Annotated in this window: 17 protein-coding genes and 1 pseudogene; 10 read left to right on the top strand and 8 right to left on the bottom strand. The window is 65.6% G+C overall.

All coding sequences use genetic code 11. The features are described from left to right. The first annotated feature begins 31 nt into the window (after positions 1-31). The gene (locus CT676_RS01240) at positions 32-316 is read left to right on the top strand and encodes a histidine kinase (RefSeq protein WP_135213618.1); all 285 of its coding nucleotides are present in this window, start codon (positions 32-34) and stop codon (positions 314-316) included. A gap of 167 nt (positions 317-483) precedes the next feature. On the opposite strand, the gene ntrC is transcribed toward CT676_RS01240, so the two are convergent. The 3 genes from ntrC to dusB are packed head-to-tail and all read right to left on the bottom strand — an operon-like array spanning position 484 to position 4109. Beyond that, positions 484-1926 (bottom strand): nitrogen regulation protein NR(I), encoded by a 1443-nt coding sequence (ntrC, locus tag CT676_RS01235; protein ID WP_008133472.1) that lies wholly within the window; start codon positions 1924-1926, stop codon positions 484-486. Positions 1927-1935: 9 nt separating this feature from the next. Beyond that, complete coding sequence (locus tag CT676_RS01230; RefSeq protein WP_135213617.1) at positions 1936-3111, bottom strand: nitrogen regulation protein NR(II); 1176 nt, start codon at positions 3109-3111, stop codon at positions 1936-1938. Next, on the bottom strand, positions 3108-4109 hold the full coding sequence (gene dusB, locus CT676_RS01225; protein WP_193560863.1) for a tRNA dihydrouridine synthase DusB: 1002 nt from the start codon (positions 4107-4109) through the stop codon (positions 3108-3110). Before dusB ends, CT676_RS01230 begins: the two co-directional genes overlap by 4 nt. Before the next feature lie 282 nt (positions 4110-4391). On the opposite strand from dusB, the gene CT676_RS01220 reads away from it, so the two are divergent. Continuing rightward, positions 4392-5573, top strand: a complete 1182-nt coding sequence (locus CT676_RS01220) for a bifunctional 2-C-methyl-D-erythritol 4-phosphate cytidylyltransferase/2-C-methyl-D-erythritol 2,4-cyclodiphosphate synthase (RefSeq protein WP_135213616.1) — start codon at positions 4392-4394, stop codon at positions 5571-5573. Positions 5574-5576: 3 nt separating this feature from the next. Continuing rightward, positions 5577-6188 (top strand): CinA family protein, encoded by a 612-nt coding sequence (locus CT676_RS01215; protein ID WP_028161429.1) that lies wholly within the window; start codon positions 5577-5579, stop codon positions 6186-6188. Between the two features lie 61 nt (positions 6189-6249). Here CT676_RS01215 and CT676_RS01210 read toward each other — a convergent pair. Both CT676_RS01210 and CT676_RS01205 read right to left on the bottom strand, forming a co-directional pair. Further along, positions 6250-6366: pseudogene (locus tag CT676_RS01210) on the bottom strand (small-conductance mechanosensitive channel); the annotation flags it as partial. Further along, complete coding sequence (locus CT676_RS01205; RefSeq protein WP_071914051.1) at positions 6367-6546, bottom strand: hypothetical protein; 180 nt, start codon at positions 6544-6546, stop codon at positions 6367-6369. A gap of 562 nt (positions 6547-7108) precedes the next feature. Between CT676_RS01205 and CT676_RS01200 the strand changes: the two genes are divergently transcribed. Genes CT676_RS01200 through CT676_RS01180 form a run of 6 tightly spaced genes read left to right on the top strand, consistent with a single transcriptional unit; the run spans position 7109 to position 12165 of the window. Next, the gene (locus CT676_RS01200; RefSeq protein ID WP_225048829.1) at positions 7109-7720 is read left to right on the top strand and encodes a c-type cytochrome; all 612 of its coding nucleotides are present in this window, start codon (positions 7109-7111) and stop codon (positions 7718-7720) included. Positions 7721-7728: 8 nt separating this feature from the next. After that, complete coding sequence (locus tag CT676_RS01195; RefSeq protein WP_135213615.1) at positions 7729-8985, top strand: cytochrome c; 1257 nt, start codon at positions 7729-7731, stop codon at positions 8983-8985. Positions 8986-9004: 19 nt separating this feature from the next. Next, entirely contained in the window at positions 9005-9181 is a 177-nt protein-coding gene (locus CT676_RS43810; protein ID WP_166096542.1) for a hypothetical protein, read from the top strand. Then, a complete protein-coding gene (locus CT676_RS01190; protein WP_135213614.1) occupies positions 9178-9741 on the top strand; it encodes a cytochrome C oxidase subunit II in 564 nt (187 codons plus the stop codon). The genes CT676_RS43810 and CT676_RS01190 overlap by 4 nt, the downstream gene beginning before the upstream one ends. Continuing rightward, positions 9728-11350: a b(o/a)3-type cytochrome-c oxidase subunit 1 gene (locus tag CT676_RS01185; protein WP_135213613.1), complete on the top strand. Its 1623-nt coding sequence runs from the start codon at positions 9728-9730 to the stop codon at positions 11348-11350. The genes CT676_RS01190 and CT676_RS01185 overlap by 14 nt, the downstream gene beginning before the upstream one ends. Continuing rightward, positions 11350-12165: a c-type cytochrome gene (locus CT676_RS01180; protein ID WP_166096541.1), complete on the top strand. Its 816-nt coding sequence runs from the start codon at positions 11350-11352 to the stop codon at positions 12163-12165. Before CT676_RS01185 ends, CT676_RS01180 begins: the two co-directional genes overlap by 1 nt. A 110-nt stretch (positions 12166-12275) precedes the next feature. Here the strand turns inward: CT676_RS01180 and CT676_RS01175 are convergent, their stop codons facing one another. Together CT676_RS01175 and lipA are read right to left on the bottom strand one after the other, a co-directional pair. Next, positions 12276-12746 carry a type II toxin-antitoxin system RatA family toxin gene (locus CT676_RS01175; RefSeq protein ID WP_071914058.1) on the bottom strand — a complete coding sequence of 157 codons (471 nt, stop codon included), beginning with the start codon at positions 12744-12746 and terminating at the stop codon, positions 12276-12278. A gap of 6 nt (positions 12747-12752) precedes the next feature. Further along, positions 12753-13709: a lipoyl synthase gene (gene lipA, locus CT676_RS01170; RefSeq protein WP_135213611.1), complete on the bottom strand. Its 957-nt coding sequence runs from the start codon at positions 13707-13709 to the stop codon at positions 12753-12755. Positions 13710-13839: 130 nt separating this feature from the next. Between lipA and CT676_RS01165 the strand changes: the two genes are divergently transcribed. Beyond that, positions 13840-14448 carry a DNA-3-methyladenine glycosylase gene (locus tag CT676_RS01165; protein ID WP_135213610.1) on the top strand — a complete coding sequence of 203 codons (609 nt, stop codon included), beginning with the start codon at positions 13840-13842 and terminating at the stop codon, positions 14446-14448. 86 nt (positions 14449-14534) lie between these two features. Here the strand turns inward: CT676_RS01165 and CT676_RS01160 are convergent, their stop codons facing one another. Continuing rightward, the gene (locus CT676_RS01160) at positions 14535-17411 is read right to left on the bottom strand and encodes a valine--tRNA ligase (protein ID WP_135213609.1); all 2877 of its coding nucleotides are present in this window, start codon (positions 17409-17411) and stop codon (positions 14535-14537) included. Positions 17412-17526: the final 115 nt, after the last annotated feature.

Here is a 17526-nt window from a genome sequence, read left to right as displayed (position 1 = left end):
TGAAAACGGGGTCCGCGGCGGGCGGATACTGATGTATTCGTACCACATTGTTGCCGAATTGCGACAATTCCGCGGCGCCCTCGCCGCGACGGACCGGCGCATCCACAGGCCGCTGTTCTGGCAAACCTCGCCTGCGGGAACGGATTCCCGCCCCTGCGGCTTGACCGCCATGGACAGGTTCTTTCTCGCGATGATGGTGTCGGCCGTGCTGCTGCTGATCGTAGCCGCCGACCTCCTGGTCAATGGTCTCGGGGTGCAGCAGCCGCTGGCGAACGTCGCCAGTGCCCAGCAGGTCTCGGCGCGGCTGATCAGATGAGCGCGACGCAGCGCTCGGCGGTTGAATAACAATTCATACGTTCCAGCGGAACGTTTCGGTCTGATTCGGACTTTTGCTCACCGCGTTAGCCACAACGGCCAGCGCGATCCGGACAGGCTCAGCTCCGCTTTGGTAGGGGGAGCTGAGCCACCGTCCGTTCGAAAAAACTAGCCCCCGCTCCGATACACCTGGATATCGAGGTCCCGGATCTTCTTCCGCAGCGTGTTGCGGTTGAGGCCGAGCAAATCGGCGGCGCGAATCTGGTTGCCGCGAGTGGCCGCGAGCGCGGCCGTGAGCAGCGGCACCTCGATCTCCTTGAGGATACGGTGATAGAGGCCCGGCGGCGGTACGCCGTTCGGGAAGCCCTGGAAGTGCGAGGACAGATACGCCTCGACGGCGCCGCCGAGATTGTCGACGCCCTGCTGGACAGCGGCACCCGGGCTGACCGTGGGCGGCGCGAGCTCGCCGTCGATGACGGAGCCCGTGATCACGTCCTGCGGATAGAGCGCCGCGAGGCGCCGGGCGAGGTTCTCAAGCTCGCGCACGTTGCCGGGCCAGCGGTGCTGCTTCATCCGCTCAAGCGCCAGCGTATCGAGCTTCTTTGGCGGCAGGCCGTCCTTCTCGGCCAGCGTGAAGAAGTGCCGCACGAGGTCCGGCAGGTCTTCGATGCGCTCGCGCAAGGGGGGCAGCCGCAGCGGCACGACGTTGAGGCGGAAGAACAGATCCTCGCGGAACAGGCCCTGCTGGATCAGGACGCGCAAGTCCTTGTTGGACGCCGCGACGATCCGCACGTCGGTCTTGATCGGAGTGCGGCCGCCGACGGTGGTGTATTCGCCCTGCTGGAGTACGCGCAGCAGGCGGGTCTGCGCCTCCATCGGCATGTCGCCGATTTCGTCCAGGAACAGCGTGCCGCCCTCGGCCTGCTCGAACCGGCCCGAGGCGCGGGTGTTGGCGCCGGTGAAGGCGCCGCGCTCGTGGCCGAACAGTTCGGACTCGATGAGGTCACGCGGGATCGCCGCCATGTTGACCGCGACGAACGGGCCGTTGCGGCGCTTGCCGTAATCGTGCAGCGCGCGCGCCACCAGCTCCTTACCGGTGCCGGACTCGCCCGTGATCATCACGGTGAGGTCGGTCTGCATCAGACGCGCCAGCACGCGGTAGATTTCCTGCATCGCGGGCGAGCGGCCGACCAGCGGGATCGCCTCCATCTCGGCGTCCTCGTCCGGCGTCGAGACCCGTTCCTTCGGCTCGGCCAGCGCACGGCCGACGATGGCGATCAGCTCCTTCAGGTCGAAGGGCTTTGGCAGATATTCGTACGCCCCGCGTTCGGAGGCGCGGATCGCGGTCATGAACGTGTTCTGCGCGCTCATGACGATGACGGGCAGATTGGGCCGCATCTTCTTGATCCGCGGCAGCAGGTCGAAGGCGTTCTCGTCCGGCATCACCACGTCGGTGATGACGAGATCGCCCTCCCCCTGGCTGACCCAGCGCCACAGCGTTGCGGCATTGCCGGTGAGCCGGACTTCATAGCCGGCGCGGGATAGCGCCTGATTGAGAACCGTGCGGATGGCGGTGTCGTCATCAGCAACGAGAATGCTACCTGCGGGCATCGTTAATCCTCATTTCGCCCCCTGTGACGCAGACGACGACTTCCCGGCAGAGCCGTCGCGGCTGCTTGGATCGGCATGTTTGACCGATGTGGAATACATCGGCATCAGCACGCGGAAGGTGGTCTTGCGCGGCTGAGACTCGCATTCGATGATGCCCCCGTGATCTCCGATGATCTTTGCGACCAGCGCCAGGCCAAGACCCGAGCCGGTCTGCTTGGTGGTCACGAAGGGATCGAACAGGTTGGGCAGAAGATCGTCCGGCACGCCTGGTCCGTTGTCCTTCACGCAGAATTCGAGCGGCAGGGATACACGGGATTTTTGACCGGGGACTGACAGGCGCACGCCGGGACGGAACGCCGTGGTGAGCTGGATCTCGGCGTCGGGGACGTCGATCAGCGCTTCCGCGGCGTTCTTCACGAGGTTGAGGAACACCTGGACGAGCTGATCCTGGTTCGCCAGGACCGGCGGCAGCGAGGGATCATAATCCTCGATGAAGCGGATGTTGCGGGCAAAGCCCGACTGCGCCAGTCGCTTCACGTGATCGAGCACGGAATGGATGTTGACGGGACCGCGCACCACGGGGCGCTCGTCGCCGAACACCTCCATGCGGTCGACCAGCGTCACGATGCGGTCGGCCTCGTCGCAGATCAGCCGCGTCAGCATGCGGTCCTCGGACGAGGCCTGCTGCTCCAGCAGCTGCGCCGCGCCGCGGATGCCGGAGAGCGGATTCTTGATCTCATGCGCGAGCATGGCGGCCAGCGCGATCACCGAGCGCGCGGCGCTGCGATGGGTGAGCTGGCGGTCCATCTTGTCGGCGATGGAGCGCTCCTGGAGCATCACCACGATATGGCCGGGCCGCTCCGTCAGCGGGGCGACATGCAGGTCGACCTGGCGGTCGCCGCCCATGCGCGGCGTGCCCAGATCGACCTTGTATTCGTTGACCGGCGAGTTCGACGAACGAACCTGGTCGATCAGCGCCAGCAAGGGGCTGCCGAACGGCACCAGCTCTTTCAGCGACTGCCGTTTCAGGAACTGCGTCGAGATGTCGAAGAAGGCTTCGGTCGCGATGTTGGCGGCGACGATCTTGCCGTCCGGCCCGATCATGAGCACGGGATTGGGCAGCGCATCCAGGATCGCGTCGCTCTCGGACGGAAGCGGCCGGCGATGGTCAGCAACTGAGCTCATGCAGCAGCGCTCCATGCGAAATCGTCGAAGGCATCTTGCAGCGACTGGTGGACGAGGCGCGGATCCTCGGAGGTGAGGATCTTCTGGCGCCAGGCTTTCAGCTTCTCGGCCGGCGCACGGCTCACATCGGCCGCGACGTCGAGCGCCCAGCCGAGATGTTTTCGCGCGTGCCGGAGGCCGATCCGCAGGCCGTAGAGCGCGCAGACGCCCTCATAGAGCGTGCGGACATAATGCAGCTGGGTCTCGAGCGACGGCGCGGCTTCGACCGCCCCGCCCTTCAGGCGGCGGCCGATCTCGCCGGGCAACCAGGGCTGCCCCTGCGCGCCGCGGCCGATCATCACGGCATCGGCGCCGGAGGCCTCCAACGCCGCGAGCGCCTTCTCGTAAGTGGTGATGTCGCCATTGACGACAAGCGGAATGGAGATCGCTTCGCGCACCGCGCGGATCGCATCCCAATCGGCCTCGCCCTTGTAGAACTGGCAGCGGGTGCGGCCGTGCACGGTGACGAGCTCAATGCCGGCGGCTTCCGCACGCCGCGCCAATTCCGGCGCGTTGCGGGTGTGATCGTCCCAGCCGAGCCGCATCTTCAGCGTCACCGGCACCTTCACCGCCGCGATCGTCGCATCAATCAGGCTGACGGCATGGTCGAGATCGCGCATCAGGGCGGAGCCGGACTGGCCGCCGGTGACATGCCGGGCCGGACAGCCCATGTTGATGTCGATGATGTCGGCGCCTCCGGCTTCGGCGATCCGGGCCCCTTCGGCCATCCAGTGCGCCTCGCAGCCGGCGAGCTGGACTACATGAGGCCCGATCCCGGTCGCTTCGCAGCGCAACCGTGACATCTTGTGGCCATTCGCGAGCTCATCGCTGGCGGTCATTTCGGACACGACCAGACCGGCCCCGAGCTCGGCGGCGAGCCGGCGGACGGGCGAGTCGGTGACCCCCGACATCGGCGCCAGGAAGACCGGGGTGGCGACCTCGATATCGCCAATTTTCAACGGCTTAGAGCCTGATACTGCCGAGCCGGTCACAGGGGTCTCGTTGCGTAGGCAGGGCCTCATCGCGCCTGCCATGACCTATCTTGCGCACAATTCTTGTGCAGTCAAGCGTCATGCCTACAGTTTAGACAGTTCTGCAAATCTTTCAAGTGCAGTGCAGCAAAATGCTGTTTCCCACAATCCGGGGAAACCCCTTTTTTTGCGGGCCTGCCGTGCTAGAGGCATGCGGCAATCACCCCACTCCCCCGACTCTCTTCATCACCAACTGAGTATTTGAGTCCTATGGCGAAATCACAGCGCACCGCAGTCGTCCTCGTCGCGGCCGGACGCGGCCTGCGGGCTGGCGCCGGTGGTCCCAAGCAATATCGCGAGATCGGCGGCGTCCCCGTGATCTACCGCGCCATGGAAGCCTTCAGCCGCCACCCCGACGTGTTCGCCGTGCAGCCGGTAGTGAACCCCGACGACAGCGCCATGTTCACGGCAGCGGTCGCAGGTCTCAGCCACGAGCCGCCGACCAATGGCGGCGCGACGCGGCAGGCCTCCGTGCTCGCAGGGCTCGAAGCACTCGCCAAGCATAAGCCCGATATCGTGCTCATCCACGACGCCGCGCGCCCCTTCGTCTCGGCAGGCGTGATCTCGCGCGCGATCGAGGCGGCCAGCCGCACCGGCGCTGCGCTCCCCGTCGTCCCTGTCACCGACACGATCAAGGTCACCGGCGAGAGCGGCAATGTCGAGGACACGCCGGACCGCGCAGCCTTGCGAATCGCGCAGACGCCGCAATCCTTTCGTTTCGACGTCATCCTCGAGGCGCATCGTCGCGCGGCAAAGGATGGGCGCAGCGATTTCACCGACGATGCCGCGATTGCCGAATGGGCGGGATTGACGGTCGCAACCTTTGAAGGCGATGTTGCCAATATGAAGCTCACCACTCCCGAGGATTTCGTGCGCGAGGAAGCGCGCCTGGCCAGCCTGCTCGGCGACATCAGGACCGGCACCGGCTATGACGTGCACGCCTTCGGCGAAGGCGACCACGTGATGATCTGTGGCGTACGGGTGCCGCACACCAAAGGCTTCCTCGCCCATTCCGACGGCGATGTCGGCCTGCATGCGCTGGTCGACGCCATCCTCGGCGCACTCGCCGACGGCGATATCGGCTCGCACTTTCCGCCGAGCGATGCGAAATGGAAGGGGGCTTCCTCCGACCAGTTCCTGAAATACGCCATCGAGCGCGTTGCGCAGCGCGGCGGCCGCGTCGCCAACCTCGAGGTGACGATGATCTGCGAGCGGCCGAAGATCGGCCCCTTGCGCGACACCATGCGCGCCCGCATCGCCGAGATCTCCGGGGTCGATATCTCGCGCGTCGCGGTGAAGGCGACCACCAGCGAGCGGCTCGGCTTCACCGGCCGCGAGGAAGGCATCGCGGCCACCGCGAGCGCCACCATCCGTCTGCCCTGGAGCGTCTAGGTCATGGGCGGCAGCGACGCACGCGCCCTCTCCCGCTCGCTGCTCGATCTGTGCCGGATGCGCAAGCTGACGATTGCCACCGCCGAGTCCTGCACCGGCGGTCTGGTTGCCGGCGCGCTGACCGACATTCCCGGCTCCTCCGACGTGATCGACCGCGGCTTCGTCACTTATTCCAATGACGCCAAGCGCGCGATGCTAGGGGTCGAGGCGAGCACGCTCGCGAATTTCGGCGCCGTCAGCAAGGAGACCGCAACCGCGATGGCGGTCGGCGCGCTGGAGCGTGCCGGCGTCGATCTCGCCGTTGCCATTACCGGTATCGCCGGCCCCGGCGGCGCCACGCCCGGCAAGCCGGTCGGTCTCGTGCATTTCGCGGTTGCCGCGCGCGACGGCCGCATCGTCCATCGCGAGCATCGCTTTGGCGCGATCGGCCGGACCGCCGTGCGCCAGCGCTCGGTGGTCGAGGCATTGCGCATGCTGATGGATCTCGCCCGCGGCCCGAAGGCCCAGCCCAAGCCCCGGCGCGCCGCCGCGGCAACCCGCCTGCGTCCCCGCGTGACCCGCTCGCCGCGCCGGCATGCGGTGAAGCGCAGGACGCCGCGGTCACCGCGCGGCTGAGCCACTTCATGCCGCCGCCAGCAGCGCGCTCGCGCTGTGATTGATGATCGCCACGCCCCACACCGACCTCGACGTCGGCGCCGATGTGGAAGGGCCGGAACAGCAGCAGCATCACGCCGGCAGCGAGATTGGACAGCGTGCCCTGTAACGCCAGACCGATCGCGAGCGATATCGCGCCCTATTGTTCCTGGCGCTTCGTCCGACAAATGACAGGGAGCTTCTGCTCAATCGCCTTCGCCAGCACCGTGCCGCGGGTCCGGCCGAGCTCTTTCGCTATCAGCGCAATCGGCTTGGTGCCTGCCAGGACCTTCAGCCTGCCAAGGTCTTCTTCGCTCCATGCCTGCTTCCAGCGTCCCATCTCCCCGATCCCGCGATAAGGCGCCCGCGCCCGACTCGGATTGTAGTCGAACCTTTCGCGAAGGGCAGAGCTCGCGGTGCGCCGTTTCCGGCAAGGGGTGTTGCGTCAGCGCGGTGCGTTTTGGCACAAACTGCACTTGTCGCCCGACGGGAAGATGCACTCTGATGATGGGTCGTCTGCCCGGCCCAAGCGGCAGAACATCCGCGCGCGCGCGAACGGATTCCACATTGCCGCGCTTCCCGCTTGTGAAGCAAAGCTCGGGCGGAATACGCCGCGAGATCGCGGCGTTACGCCGGTTTTCAAAAAGCACGCAATTCTTGTCGAATTCGATCAGGATCGCAAATGTGCAACCGCGACCAAGCGTCATCGCCATGTCCGATCTTGCGCGCGACTGTATTGGCGCAATAATGCGGCTCTACGCTGTGGCCAGGAATCAACCCGGTCCTGCTTTCTGGAGGGCGACGGCGTGTTCGCTCGCGACACTGCACTGGCAATCGCTATTGCTACCTTGGCCGCTATTGATGGTACTGCAGCACAAACGGCCAACCAGCCGCCGGATACCATGGCGGCGCGGGTGGAGGCGTGCACGCCCTGTCACGGCAACAAGGGCGAAGGCACCAGCGACGTCTATTTCCCGCGGCTTGCCGGCAAGCCGGCCGGCTATCTCTACAACCAGCTCCTCGCCTTCCGCAGCGGCCGGCGCAAATACCCGCCGATGAACTATCTGCTGGAGTTTCTGCCTGATCCGTATCTGGAGGCGATGGCCGAATATTTCGCCAGCGAGCATCCGCCGCTGCCGCAGCCCGCGCCGAGCGAAGTCAGCAAGGAAGTGCTGGCGCAGGGCGAGCTGCTCGCGACCAGCGGCGATGCCGGTCGTAACATACCGGCGTGCGTGAGCTGTCACGGCCCGGGCCTCACCGGCATGCAGCCCGGCATCCCCGGTCTGCTGGGCTTGCGCGCCGCTTACGTCAGTGCGCAGCTCGGCGCCTGGCGCTACGGCACGCGAACGGCAAAATCGCCGGACTGCATGCAGCTCGTCGCCGGCCATCTGACGGAAGCAGATGTTACCGCCGTTGCGGCCTGGCTCGCGACGCGACCCGCGCCCACCAACCCGGCCCCCGTCCCGAAAGGCACCTACGCGCTGCCGTTCGGCTGCGGCAGCCAGCCCAACTGACGAGGCGCATGATGGGCTCAAGACTGTCGATCACGCTGCTTTCGATCAAGCTCCTGGCCCTCGCCGCGCTCATCACGGCCGCGCAGGCGCAGGACAAGGCCGGCGACGTCATTGCGCGGGGTGAATATCTCGCCCGCGCCGGCGATTGCACGGCCTGCCATACTGCGGCTGAGGGCCGGCTGTTTGCCGGCGGGCGCCCGATGCCGACCCCGTTCGGAACGATCTACACCTCCAACATCACGCCCGATCCGGAGACCGGCATCGGCAAGTGGAGCGCGGACGATTTCTACAGAACCATGCACAACGGCCGTTTCCCGGATGGCGGGCTGATCTATCCGGCGATGCCGTTCGCGTCCTACACAAAGGTGACACGCGCCGACAGCGACGCGATCTTCGCCTATCTGCGCTCGATTCAGCCGGTGAACCAGAAGAACAAGCCGCACGAGCTGCGCTTTCCCTATGACAACCGCCAGCTCATCCTCGGCTGGCGCACGCTGTTCTTCCGCGAGGGTGAGTTCAAGTCCGACCCCACCAAGTCGGCGGAATGGAATCGTGGCGCCTATCTGGTCGAGGGGCTCGGCCATTGCGGCATGTGCCATTCGCCGATCAACGCGCTTGGCGGCACCTCGCAATCGGACGCCTTCAAGGGCGGCCTGATCCCGATGCAGAACTGGTACGCGCCGTCCCTCACCTCCAACCGTGAGGCGGGGCTCGGCGACTGGAGCATCAAGGACATCACCGACCTGCTCCAGACCGGCGTCTCCATGCGCGGCGTGGTCTACGGCCCGATGGCCGAGGTCGTGCACAACAGCCTGCAATATCTCAACGACGAGGACACGCGCGCCATGGCGGTGTACCTCAAGGGCATCGCGGAGCCCTCGCCTCCGCCGGCGCCGAGCTCGGCGCTGCCGACCACCGAGAGCAGCCTGCTGATCAGCCTCGGCAAGACCGTCTACGACAAGAATTGCGCGAGCTGTCACGGCCTCCAGGGCGAAGGCAAGCCGCCGCACTGGCCGCCGCTCGCCAACAACCAGTCGATCGAGATGCAGTCGGCGGTCAACCCGATCCGCATGGTGCTCAATGGCGGCTATCCGCCGGGCACCAAGGGCAATCCGATGCCCTACGGCATGCCGCCCTTCGCAGGCCTCCTCTCCGACAACGAGGTCGCCGCCGTCGTCTCCTACATCCGCACCGCCTGGGGCAATCGCGGCACGCCGGTGTCGGCGCGCGAGGCCAACGAGCTGCGCTCCGCACCGCTGAACTGAGAGGCGCCAGAGAACCGTCATGTTCAATTCCGATCCGCCGACCAGCCCAGCCGCCGCCGACCAGGCCGTCGAGGAAGTCGTCTCGCAAGGACCGTCTGGCGCGATCGTGCTGGCCGGCATCGCCACGGCCTGCGTGGTCGCGATGTGGCTTGCCTTCTATCTCTTCGTCTTCCTGCCGCGCGGATCACTGCAATGAGCGCAGAGGACACCCATGGCAGCGCCGAGGTCGCGGCCCGCGTCGAGCGGCGCTGGGCGACCATTGCCGTGATAATCGTCGTCGGCATGGCGCTTCTGGCAGCCTTCGCCGGCATCCATCGCGCCACCATGCCGCAGCCGCGCGTCGAGACCACCGATCCCTCGCGCATTCATCTGTCCGGCGAATTCGTCGAGAGCAATCTCGGCAGCGTGCTGGAGGCCAATGGCAATGTGACCGTGCGCGCGATCGGCCAGCAATATTCCTTCACGCCGGCCTGCATCGTGGTGCCCGTAGATACGCCGATCACGATGCGCGCCACCAGCGCCGACGTCGTCCACGGCATCCTGATCCAGGGCACCAACATCAACACCATGCTGGTGCCGGGCTACATCTCCGAGCAATTGATGCGCTTTACGAAGACCGGCGACTATCTGATGCCCTGCCAGGAGTTTTGCTCCTTCGGCCACGAGGGCATGTGGGGCAAGGTCAAGGTGATCAACAAGACCGACTTCGCCGATCGCGCGAAGGGTGGCGGGAGGCTGAGCTGTGTTGGCGAATAGGAAACTCATCCTCGCCCATTTCTGGCTGGCCTTCGGCGTGTTCGGCATCGCGCTCACGCTCGGCGCCTGGCAGATGTTCATCCGCAGCCCGATCGGCACCTGGCTGTCCAATCCCGAGCTCTATTACCGCTCGCTGACCGCGCACGGCACGGTGATGGGCTACGTCTTTCCCACGCTCGTCGCGATGGGCTTTGGCTATGCCATCAGCGAGTCCGCGCTGGAGCAGCGCCTGGTCGGCGTGCGCTGGGCCTGGACCGGATTTTGGCTGATCGTGATCGGCAGCGTCATGGCGCTGATCCCGGTCGCGCTGGGGCGCGCGTCGGTGCTCTACACCTTCTATCCGCCGCTGATCGGCAACGTTTTCTACTACCTCGGCGTCGTGCTGGTCGTGGTCGGCTCCTGGATTTGGGTCGCGCTGATGGCGATCAATCTGCGCGTCTGGCGGAAGGCCCATCCCGGTGCACCGGTGCCGCTGGCGATGTTCGCCAATGTTGCGGGCTCCTATCTCTGGGCCTGGACCGCGGTTGGTGCCGCGCTCGAGCTGCTGCTCCAGATCATTCCCGTCGCGGCCGGGCTGAAGGCCACGATCGACGCGGGTCTTGCCCGCGTGTTCTTCTCCTGGACGCTGCACGCCATCGTCTATTTCTGGCTGATGCCGACCTACATCGCCTATTACACCATCGTGCCGCGCGCGATCGGCGGCCGGGTTTATTCCGACAGCATGGCGCGGATCTCCTTCATCCTGTTCCTGGTGGTGGCGATGCCGATCGGCATGCACCACACCTTCGCCGATCCGCAGGTCGGCGCCGGCTTCAAGTTCATCCATTCGGCCTTCACGGCGCTGGTCGCGCTGCCGACGCTGCTGACCGTGTTCACGATCTGCGCCTCGGTCGAGATCGCGGCGCGCCTGCGCGGCGGCCGCGGCCTATTCGGCTGGATCAAGGCGCTGCCCTGGGACAACCCGATGATGCTGGCGCTGGCGTTCTCGTTCGTCATGCTCGGCTTCGGCGGCGCCGGCGGCCTGATCAACATGAGCTACCAGCTCGATGCGTCGATCCACAACACGCAGTGGATCACCGGCCATTTCCACCTGATCTTCGGCGGCGCCATCGTGATCATGTACTTTGCGATCGCCTATGATCTGTGGCCGCATCTGACCGGGCGCGAACTCATCGACATCCGCCTGATCCGCACCCAGCTCTGGCTTTGGTTCATCGGTATGATCATCACGACCTTCCCGTGGCACTGGGTCGGCATCCTGGGCATGCCGCGCCGCATGGCCTATTTCGACTTCGGCGATCCCGCGATCGCGCCGCAGGCGCTCTCGGTCACGTTCTCCGCGATCGGCGGCTTCATCCTGCTGGCGTCGGGCATCATGTTCATCGTCATCCTCGCACGTGGCATGCGTGCGCCCCGGGTTGACGCCGGCCCGTACCGCTTTGCGCTGGCTGTGCATCAGCCCGCGACCGTGCCGGTCGCGCTCAACACGCATGCGCTGTGGGTGGCGCTGATGATCGTCCTCACCCTCACCAATTACGGCTACCCGATCGTGACGCTGGCGCTGACCGAGGGCACGTCGGTGCCGGCCGTCTATGTGGGAGCGCAGTGATGAGCGCGCGCGACCTCTTCACCTTCCGCAACAGCCATTTCAGGATGGGCGTCGGCATCACCGCCGCGATCCTGATCGTGACGGCGATCACCGGCTTCATCGTGCTGCCCTTCGCACAGCCCTGGGTTCAGTTCGCCAATGTCTGGGATGCGATCTGCAGCGCCGCCGGCGTGCCACAGCGCGCGGCGAATGTTACTGCGCCCGAGCAGACAAAACGCCTGTCGGAGGTCGTGCTGACCTCGCATACGCTGTCGCGTCCGAGCCAGGAAGCGATCGGCCGCGGCGCGACGCTGGCGCAGCGCTGCGCGATCTGCCACGGCCCGACCGGCATCAGCCGCGCGGATTCGCCCAATCTCGCCGGCCAGTACGCGGCCGTCATCTACAAGGAGCTGCACGATTTCCGATCCGGCGCGCGCACCAATGCCGTGATGTCGCCATTCGCCGTCAATCTGACGGACCAGGAGATCGCCGATCTCTCGAACTATTACGCCTATCTGCCGCGGCCGGCAGCCTATCACCCGACGCCGCAGCTGCCGAAACCGAGCATCGTCATCTACGGCGCGCCGATGCGCGGGATCGCGCCCTGCGGCTCCTGCCATGGCAGCCTCGACAACAAGACCGGCAGTCCGTGGCTCGAAGGCCAGTCCGAAGCTTACATGAAGGCGCAGCTCCAGGCCTTCGCATCCGGCGAGCGGCGCAACGACATCAGCCAGCAGATGCGCAACATCGCCCGCGCGATGACGCCGCAAGAGATCGAGGCGGCCGCGGCCTATTACGCCTCGCAGCCGCCGGATGTGGTGAAGGCGGTGGATTGAGCCTCACTGTCATTGCGAGCGCAGCGAAGCAATCCAGAATCCCTCCGCGGAAAGACCCTGGATTGCTTCGTCGCAAGGGCTCCTCGCAATGACGGCGGAGAGAGTACGCCTTACGACGACGCCAGCTTTGGCCGGCCGTAGATCGCATCCGCCCGCTTCTCGAATGCGATGGAGAAGCGCGCGAACGCGGCATCGAACATCGAGCCCATCAGCATCGCCAGCATCCGGCTCTTGAACTCGTAGGCCAGGAAGAATCCGACGTCGCAGACGCCCTCACCCTTGGGCTCGAACGTCCAGCGGTTCTCGAGGTTGCTGAACGGGCCTTGCAGATATTCGACCCGGATATTCAGATTGGCGCGGTCGAGCGTCACGCGGCTGGTGAAGGACTCCTTGACCAGCTTGAACGACACCGTCATGTCGGCGACCAGCACCTCGGTGCCGTCGGGTTTGGCCATCCGCTGGCGGATCTTGAGCGCGCTGCACAGGGGCACGAACTCCGGGTAGCGCTCGACGTCGGCGACCAGATCAAACATCTCGGACGCGCTGTGATGGACACGGCGCTTGCTTGAAAACTTGGGCATGGCGGTTCAGCGGGCAGACGCGGCCCGTGCGGCCTTCAGTCTCGCAAAGTCCTCGCCGGCATGATGCGACGAACGGGTGAGCGGGCTCGCCGACACCATCAGGAAACCCTTGGTGTAGGCGACCTTCTCGTAGGACGAAAACTCGTCGGGCGGCACATAGCGCATCACGGCGTGGTGCTTGCGGGTCGGCTGGAGATATTGCCCGATGGTCAGGAAGTCGACGTCGGCGGAGCGCAGATCGTCCATCACCTGCTGCACCTCGTGGCGCTCCTCGCCGAGGCCGACCATGATGCCGGACTTGGTGAAGATGGTGGGATCGAGCTCCTTGACCCGCTGCAACAGCCGGATCGAGTGGAAGTAGCGCGCGCCGGGCCGCACAGTGAGGTAACGCGATGGCACGGTCTCGAGATTGTGGTTGAACACGTCGGGCCTCGCCGCGACGACGACCTCCAGCGCGCCCTCCTTGCGCAGGAAGTCCGGCGTCAGGATCTCGATCGTGGTCGACGGGCACGCGGCCCGGATCGCACGGATGGTCTCTGCAAAATGCTCGGCGCCGCCATCGGCCAGATCGTCGCGGTCGACGGAAGTGATGACGACGTGGGCCAGCCCCAGCTTGGCGACGGCTTCGGCGACGTTCTGCGGCTCGACCGCATCCAGCGCATTGGGCATGCCGGTCTTGACGTTGCAGAACGCGCAGGCCCGGGTGCAGGTGTCCCCCATGATCATGAAGGTCGCGTGCTTCTTGTCCCAGCACTCGCCGATGTTCGGGCAGCCCGCCTCCTCGCACACCGTGTGCAGGCCGTTGGCGCGCACGATGTTGCGGGTGTCGGCATAGCCGCGGGTATTGGGAGCGCGCACGCGAATCCAGTCCGGCTTCGGCGGCGAAGCGGAATCAGGGCGATTCACCTTTTCAGGGTGGCGGGGGCGCAACGGGTTCGAGATGGTGTCGACAATAACGACCATGGGCTGTCCGGTCTGTTCAGGTCCTACCTAGTCGGTCTGGCTGCCTGCCGCAACCCGGCTCGCGCCGCTTCAGGGAACATGGCAGATATGGGCAATATCCTGCTCTGTTCTCAGGCGATTCTCACCTCGAATGGCTCCAACATCGAAAGCCTCACCACCGCGGCTCGGCAAAGCCCTGAAGCGTGCGTTTTTCGGCCGCAGCGTCCACGAGGTCGCGCCCGACCTGATCGGGGCCACCATGCTGGTCAATGGCGTCGGCGGCCTCATCGTCGAGGTCGAGGCCTATCATCATACCGAGCCGGCGGCGCACTCCTACAATGGCCCGACGCCGCGGAACCAAATCATGTTTGGCCCGCCCGGCTTTGCCTATGTCTACCGCTCCTACGGCATTCACTGGTGCGTGAACTTCGTCTGCGAGGAGGAAGGCTCCGCCAGCGCCGTGCTGATCCGCGCACTGGAGCCGACGCATGGCCTGGCGGCGATGCGCCGCCGCCGCCATCTCCAGGAGGCGCACGCGCTGTGCTCGGGCCCCGGCAAGCTGACCGAGGCGCTGGGCATCACCATCGCGCACAACGCCCTGCCGTTGGACCGGCCGCCGATCGCGCTGCATGCGCGGACAGAGGAGGTCGAGGTGGCGGCCGGGATCCGGATCGGCATCACCAAGGCCGTCGAGCTGCCCTGGCGCTATGGCGTCAAGGGCTCGAAGTTCTTGAGCAAGCCGTTCCCGAAGGAGGCCTAGAACCCGTTCCGATGGAACGGGCTCTAGATTCTAGTTTTGACGCGTTTTCTTGACGCGAACCGGTTTCCACTTCGCTCGAAAACGCTCTACGACGCCTGCTTCAGCCGCTCCTGCGCCTCCAGCAGCTTGGCCTTCCGCGCCAGCGCCGCCTCGCGCTTTTCGCGCTCCTCCTCGACGACCTCTTCGGCCGCATTGGCGACGAACTTCTCGTTCGCCAGCTTGGACTCGGCGCGCTTGATGTCGGCGTCGGCCTTGCCGATCTCCTTGTCGAGGCGCGTGCGCTCGGCGGCGACGTCGATCACGCCCTTCAGCGGCAACGCGGCCACCTCGCCGCGCACGAGGAGCTGGACCGCACCATCAGGTGCGCGGTCGGCGAAGGAGATGTCGGACAGCCGTGCCATGCGCTTGATGACGTCGGTCCAGCGCGGCGCGCGTTCCTTCGTCTCGGTCGAGGCGCCCGCGAGCACCAGCGCCGTCAGCGTCGACGGCGGGATGTTCATCTCGGCGCGCACCGAGCGGATCTGCGTGACGAGGTCGATCACCCAGCCGATCTCGGCTTCCGCCTTGGGATCGGTGAAGTCGGCATGGTCGAAGATCGGCATGATCAGGACCGGCGAGATCAGCGGATCAGTCGGCCCGGCTGCCGCGGCGAGCATCGCGAGTTGCTCCGGCGTCGGCTCGGACGGTTTCAGCGGCCATTGCGCCAGCGCCAGCAGGCCGTCGCGCTTGGCCGTCACCTCCCACAGCTCTTCGGTGATGAAGGGCATGAAGGGGTGCAGCAGCTTCAGGATCTCGTCGCGCGCCCAGGCGACCATGGCGCGGGTTTCGTCCTTGGCGGGGCTGTCCGGACCGAGCAGTACGGGCTTTGCGAGCTCGACATACCAGTCGCAATAGACGTTCCAGACGAAGCGGTAGATCGCACCGGCCGCGTCGTTGAAGCGATAGGCTTCGATTGCCTCGGTCACCTCGCGCGTGGTGTGGGCGCTCTCATGCGCGATCCAGCGGTTCAGCGTCTCCTTGGCCTTCGCCGGCTCGAAACCTTCGGGCACGGCGCAGTGGTTCATCTCCGCGAAGCGCGACGCATTCCAGAGCTTCGTCGCGAAATTGCGGTAACCCTCGACACGGCTGGTGGCGAGCTTGATGTCGCGTCCCTGCGCCGCCATGGCGGCCAGCGTGAAGCGCAACGCGTCGGCGCCGTATTCGTCGATCAGGTTGAGGGGGTCGATGACGTTGCCCTTCGACTTCGACATCTTGGCGCCCTTCTCGTCGCGGACGAGGGCGTGGATGTAGATCGTCGAGAACGGCACTTCCTTCATGAAGTGCAGGCCCATCATCATCATCCGGGCGACCCAGAAGAAGATGATGTCGAAGCCGGTCACCAGCGCGTTCGTCGGGTAATAGCGCTGCACTTCCGGCGCGTCCTCGGGCCAGCCGAGCGTCGAGAACGGCCACAGTGCCGAGGAGAACCAGGTGTCGAGCACGTCCTCGTCACGCGTGATGAAGCCTTCGCGCTTGTTGCGGTCGAGCGCCATCTCGCGGCCCTGCTCGGCCGTGATGACCTCCTGCTCGACGTAATAGCCGAGCGCGTGGCTGACGGCCTCCTCCTCGGTCTCGGCGACGAACACCTTGCCATCGGGGCCGTACCACGCCGGGATCTGATGACCCCACCACAGCTGGCGCGAGATGCACCAGGGCTGGATGTTCTCCATCCACTCGAAATAGGTCTTTTCCCAGTTCTTCGGCACGAACGTCGTTTCGCCCGAACGCACCGCCGCGATCGCGGGCTTTGCCAGCGTCTTGGCGTCGACGTACCACTGGTCGGTCAGATAGGGCTCGATCACGCTGTTCGAGCGGTCGCCGTGCGGCACCATGTGGGTGTGCGGCTCGATCCGCTCGACGAAGCCGAAGGATTCCAGTCGCTCGACGATGCGCTTGCGCGCCACGAAGCGGTCGACCTTGTTGAACTCCTCGGCGAACTGCGAAGCGCCTTCCGGCAGGTCGCGCAGGTAATCCTCGTTGTCGAGGAGATCGAGACAACCTTCCTTGTCGAGCACGCTGATCCGGCGCAGGCCATGGCGATTGCCGACCTCGAAGTCGTTGAAGTCGTGCGCCGGCGTCACCTTCACCGCGCCCGAGCCCTTCTCCGGATCGGAATACTCGTCGGTGATGATCTTAATCTTGCGACCGACCAACGGCAGGATCACGTTCTTGCCGACCAGCTTCTGATAACGCTCGTCGTCGGGATGCACGGCCACGCCGGTATCGCCGAGCATGGTCTCGGGCCGCGTGGTGGCGACGACGATGAAGCTCGAGGGATCCTCGGGGCTGAACGTCTTGCCCTCGATCGGATAGCGCAGATACCACAGGCTGCCCTTGACCTCGGTCTGCTGTACTTCGAGATCGGAGATCGCGGTCAGCAGCTTGGTGTCCCAGTTCACCAGCCGCTTGTCCTTGTAGATCAGGCCGTCGCGATGCAGCTCGACGAACACCTTGATGACGGCCTTCGACAGGCCCTCGTCCATGGTGAAGCGTTCGCGCGACCAGTCGCAGGAGGCGCCGAGGCGCTTGAGCTGGTTGATGATGGTGTCGCCGCTCTCGGCCTTCCACTGCCAGACCCGCTCCAGAAACTTCTCGCGGCCCATCTCGCGGCGGCTGGGCTGCTGGCGCTCCATCAGCTGCCGCTCGACCACCATCTGGGTGGCGATGCCGGCATGGTCGGTGCCGGGCTGCCACAGCACGTCGCGGCCGCGCATGCGCTCGAACCGGCACAGGATGTCCTGGAGGGTGTTGTTGAGGGCGTGGCCCATATGCAGCGAGCCCGTCACGTTCGGCGGCGGGATCACGATGGTAAAGGGCACTGCGTCGCGGCGGTCGGGGCGGCCGGCCCTGAAGGCAAGGCTGTCCTCCCACACGACGGACATGCGGGCTTCGATATCGGCGGGCTGGTAATTTTTCTCGATCATGGGCTGCTAGAAAGCCGCGCGCGGGGGGCAAGTCAACGAAAAGGTCCGGGAGAGGATCAACGGAAAGCCCGGCGGAAAAACGGCTTTCCGGCCGGTCGGCGGGCCAAACAGGCGC

The sequence above is a fragment of the Bradyrhizobium sp. MOS001 genome, assembly GCF_004634465.1.
Taxonomy (GTDB): domain Bacteria; phylum Pseudomonadota; class Alphaproteobacteria; order Rhizobiales; family Xanthobacteraceae; genus Bradyrhizobium; species Bradyrhizobium barranii.
The sequence above is the reverse complement of the archived record's forward strand: the minus strand, read 5'-3'. Positions and strand labels throughout refer to the sequence as shown.

Bases quoted from the DNA above. Each gene is read 5' to 3' on its own strand.
- CT676_RS01240 (WP_135213618.1), top strand. From the start codon at position 32: ATGTATTCGTACCACATTGTTGCCGAATTGCGACAATTCCGCGGCGCC.
- ntrC (WP_008133472.1), bottom strand. From the start codon at position 1,926: ATGCCCGCAGGTAGCATTCTCGTTGCTGATGACGACACCGCCATCCGC.
- CT676_RS01230 (WP_135213617.1), bottom strand. From the start codon at position 3,111: ATGAGCTCAGTTGCTGACCATCGCCGGCCGCTTCCGTCCGAGAGCGAC.
- CT676_RS01220 (WP_135213616.1), top strand. From the start codon at position 4,392: ATGGCGAAATCACAGCGCACCGCAGTCGTCCTCGTCGCGGCCGGACGC.
- CT676_RS01215 (WP_028161429.1), top strand. From the start codon at position 5,577: ATGGGCGGCAGCGACGCACGCGCCCTCTCCCGCTCGCTGCTCGATCTG.
- CT676_RS01205 (WP_071914051.1), bottom strand. From the start codon at position 6,546: ATGGGACGCTGGAAGCAGGCATGGAGCGAAGAAGACCTTGGCAGGCTG.
- CT676_RS01200 (WP_225048829.1), top strand. From the start codon at position 7,109: ATGGCGGCGCGGGTGGAGGCGTGCACGCCCTGTCACGGCAACAAGGGC.
- CT676_RS01195 (WP_135213615.1), top strand. From the start codon at position 7,729: ATGATGGGCTCAAGACTGTCGATCACGCTGCTTTCGATCAAGCTCCTG.
- CT676_RS43810 (WP_166096542.1), top strand. From the start codon at position 9,005: ATGTTCAATTCCGATCCGCCGACCAGCCCAGCCGCCGCCGACCAGGCC.
- CT676_RS01190 (WP_135213614.1), top strand. From the start codon at position 9,178: ATGAGCGCAGAGGACACCCATGGCAGCGCCGAGGTCGCGGCCCGCGTC.
- CT676_RS01180 (WP_166096541.1), top strand. From the start codon at position 11,350: ATGAGCGCGCGCGACCTCTTCACCTTCCGCAACAGCCATTTCAGGATG.
- CT676_RS01175 (WP_071914058.1), bottom strand. From the start codon at position 12,746: ATGCCCAAGTTTTCAAGCAAGCGCCGTGTCCATCACAGCGCGTCCGAG.
- lipA (WP_135213611.1), bottom strand. From the start codon at position 13,709: ATGGTCGTTATTGTCGACACCATCTCGAACCCGTTGCGCCCCCGCCAC.
- CT676_RS01165 (WP_135213610.1), top strand. From the start codon at position 13,840: ATGGCTCCAACATCGAAAGCCTCACCACCGCGGCTCGGCAAAGCCCTG.
- CT676_RS01160 (WP_135213609.1), bottom strand. From the start codon at position 17,411: ATGATCGAGAAAAATTACCAGCCCGCCGATATCGAAGCCCGCATGTCC.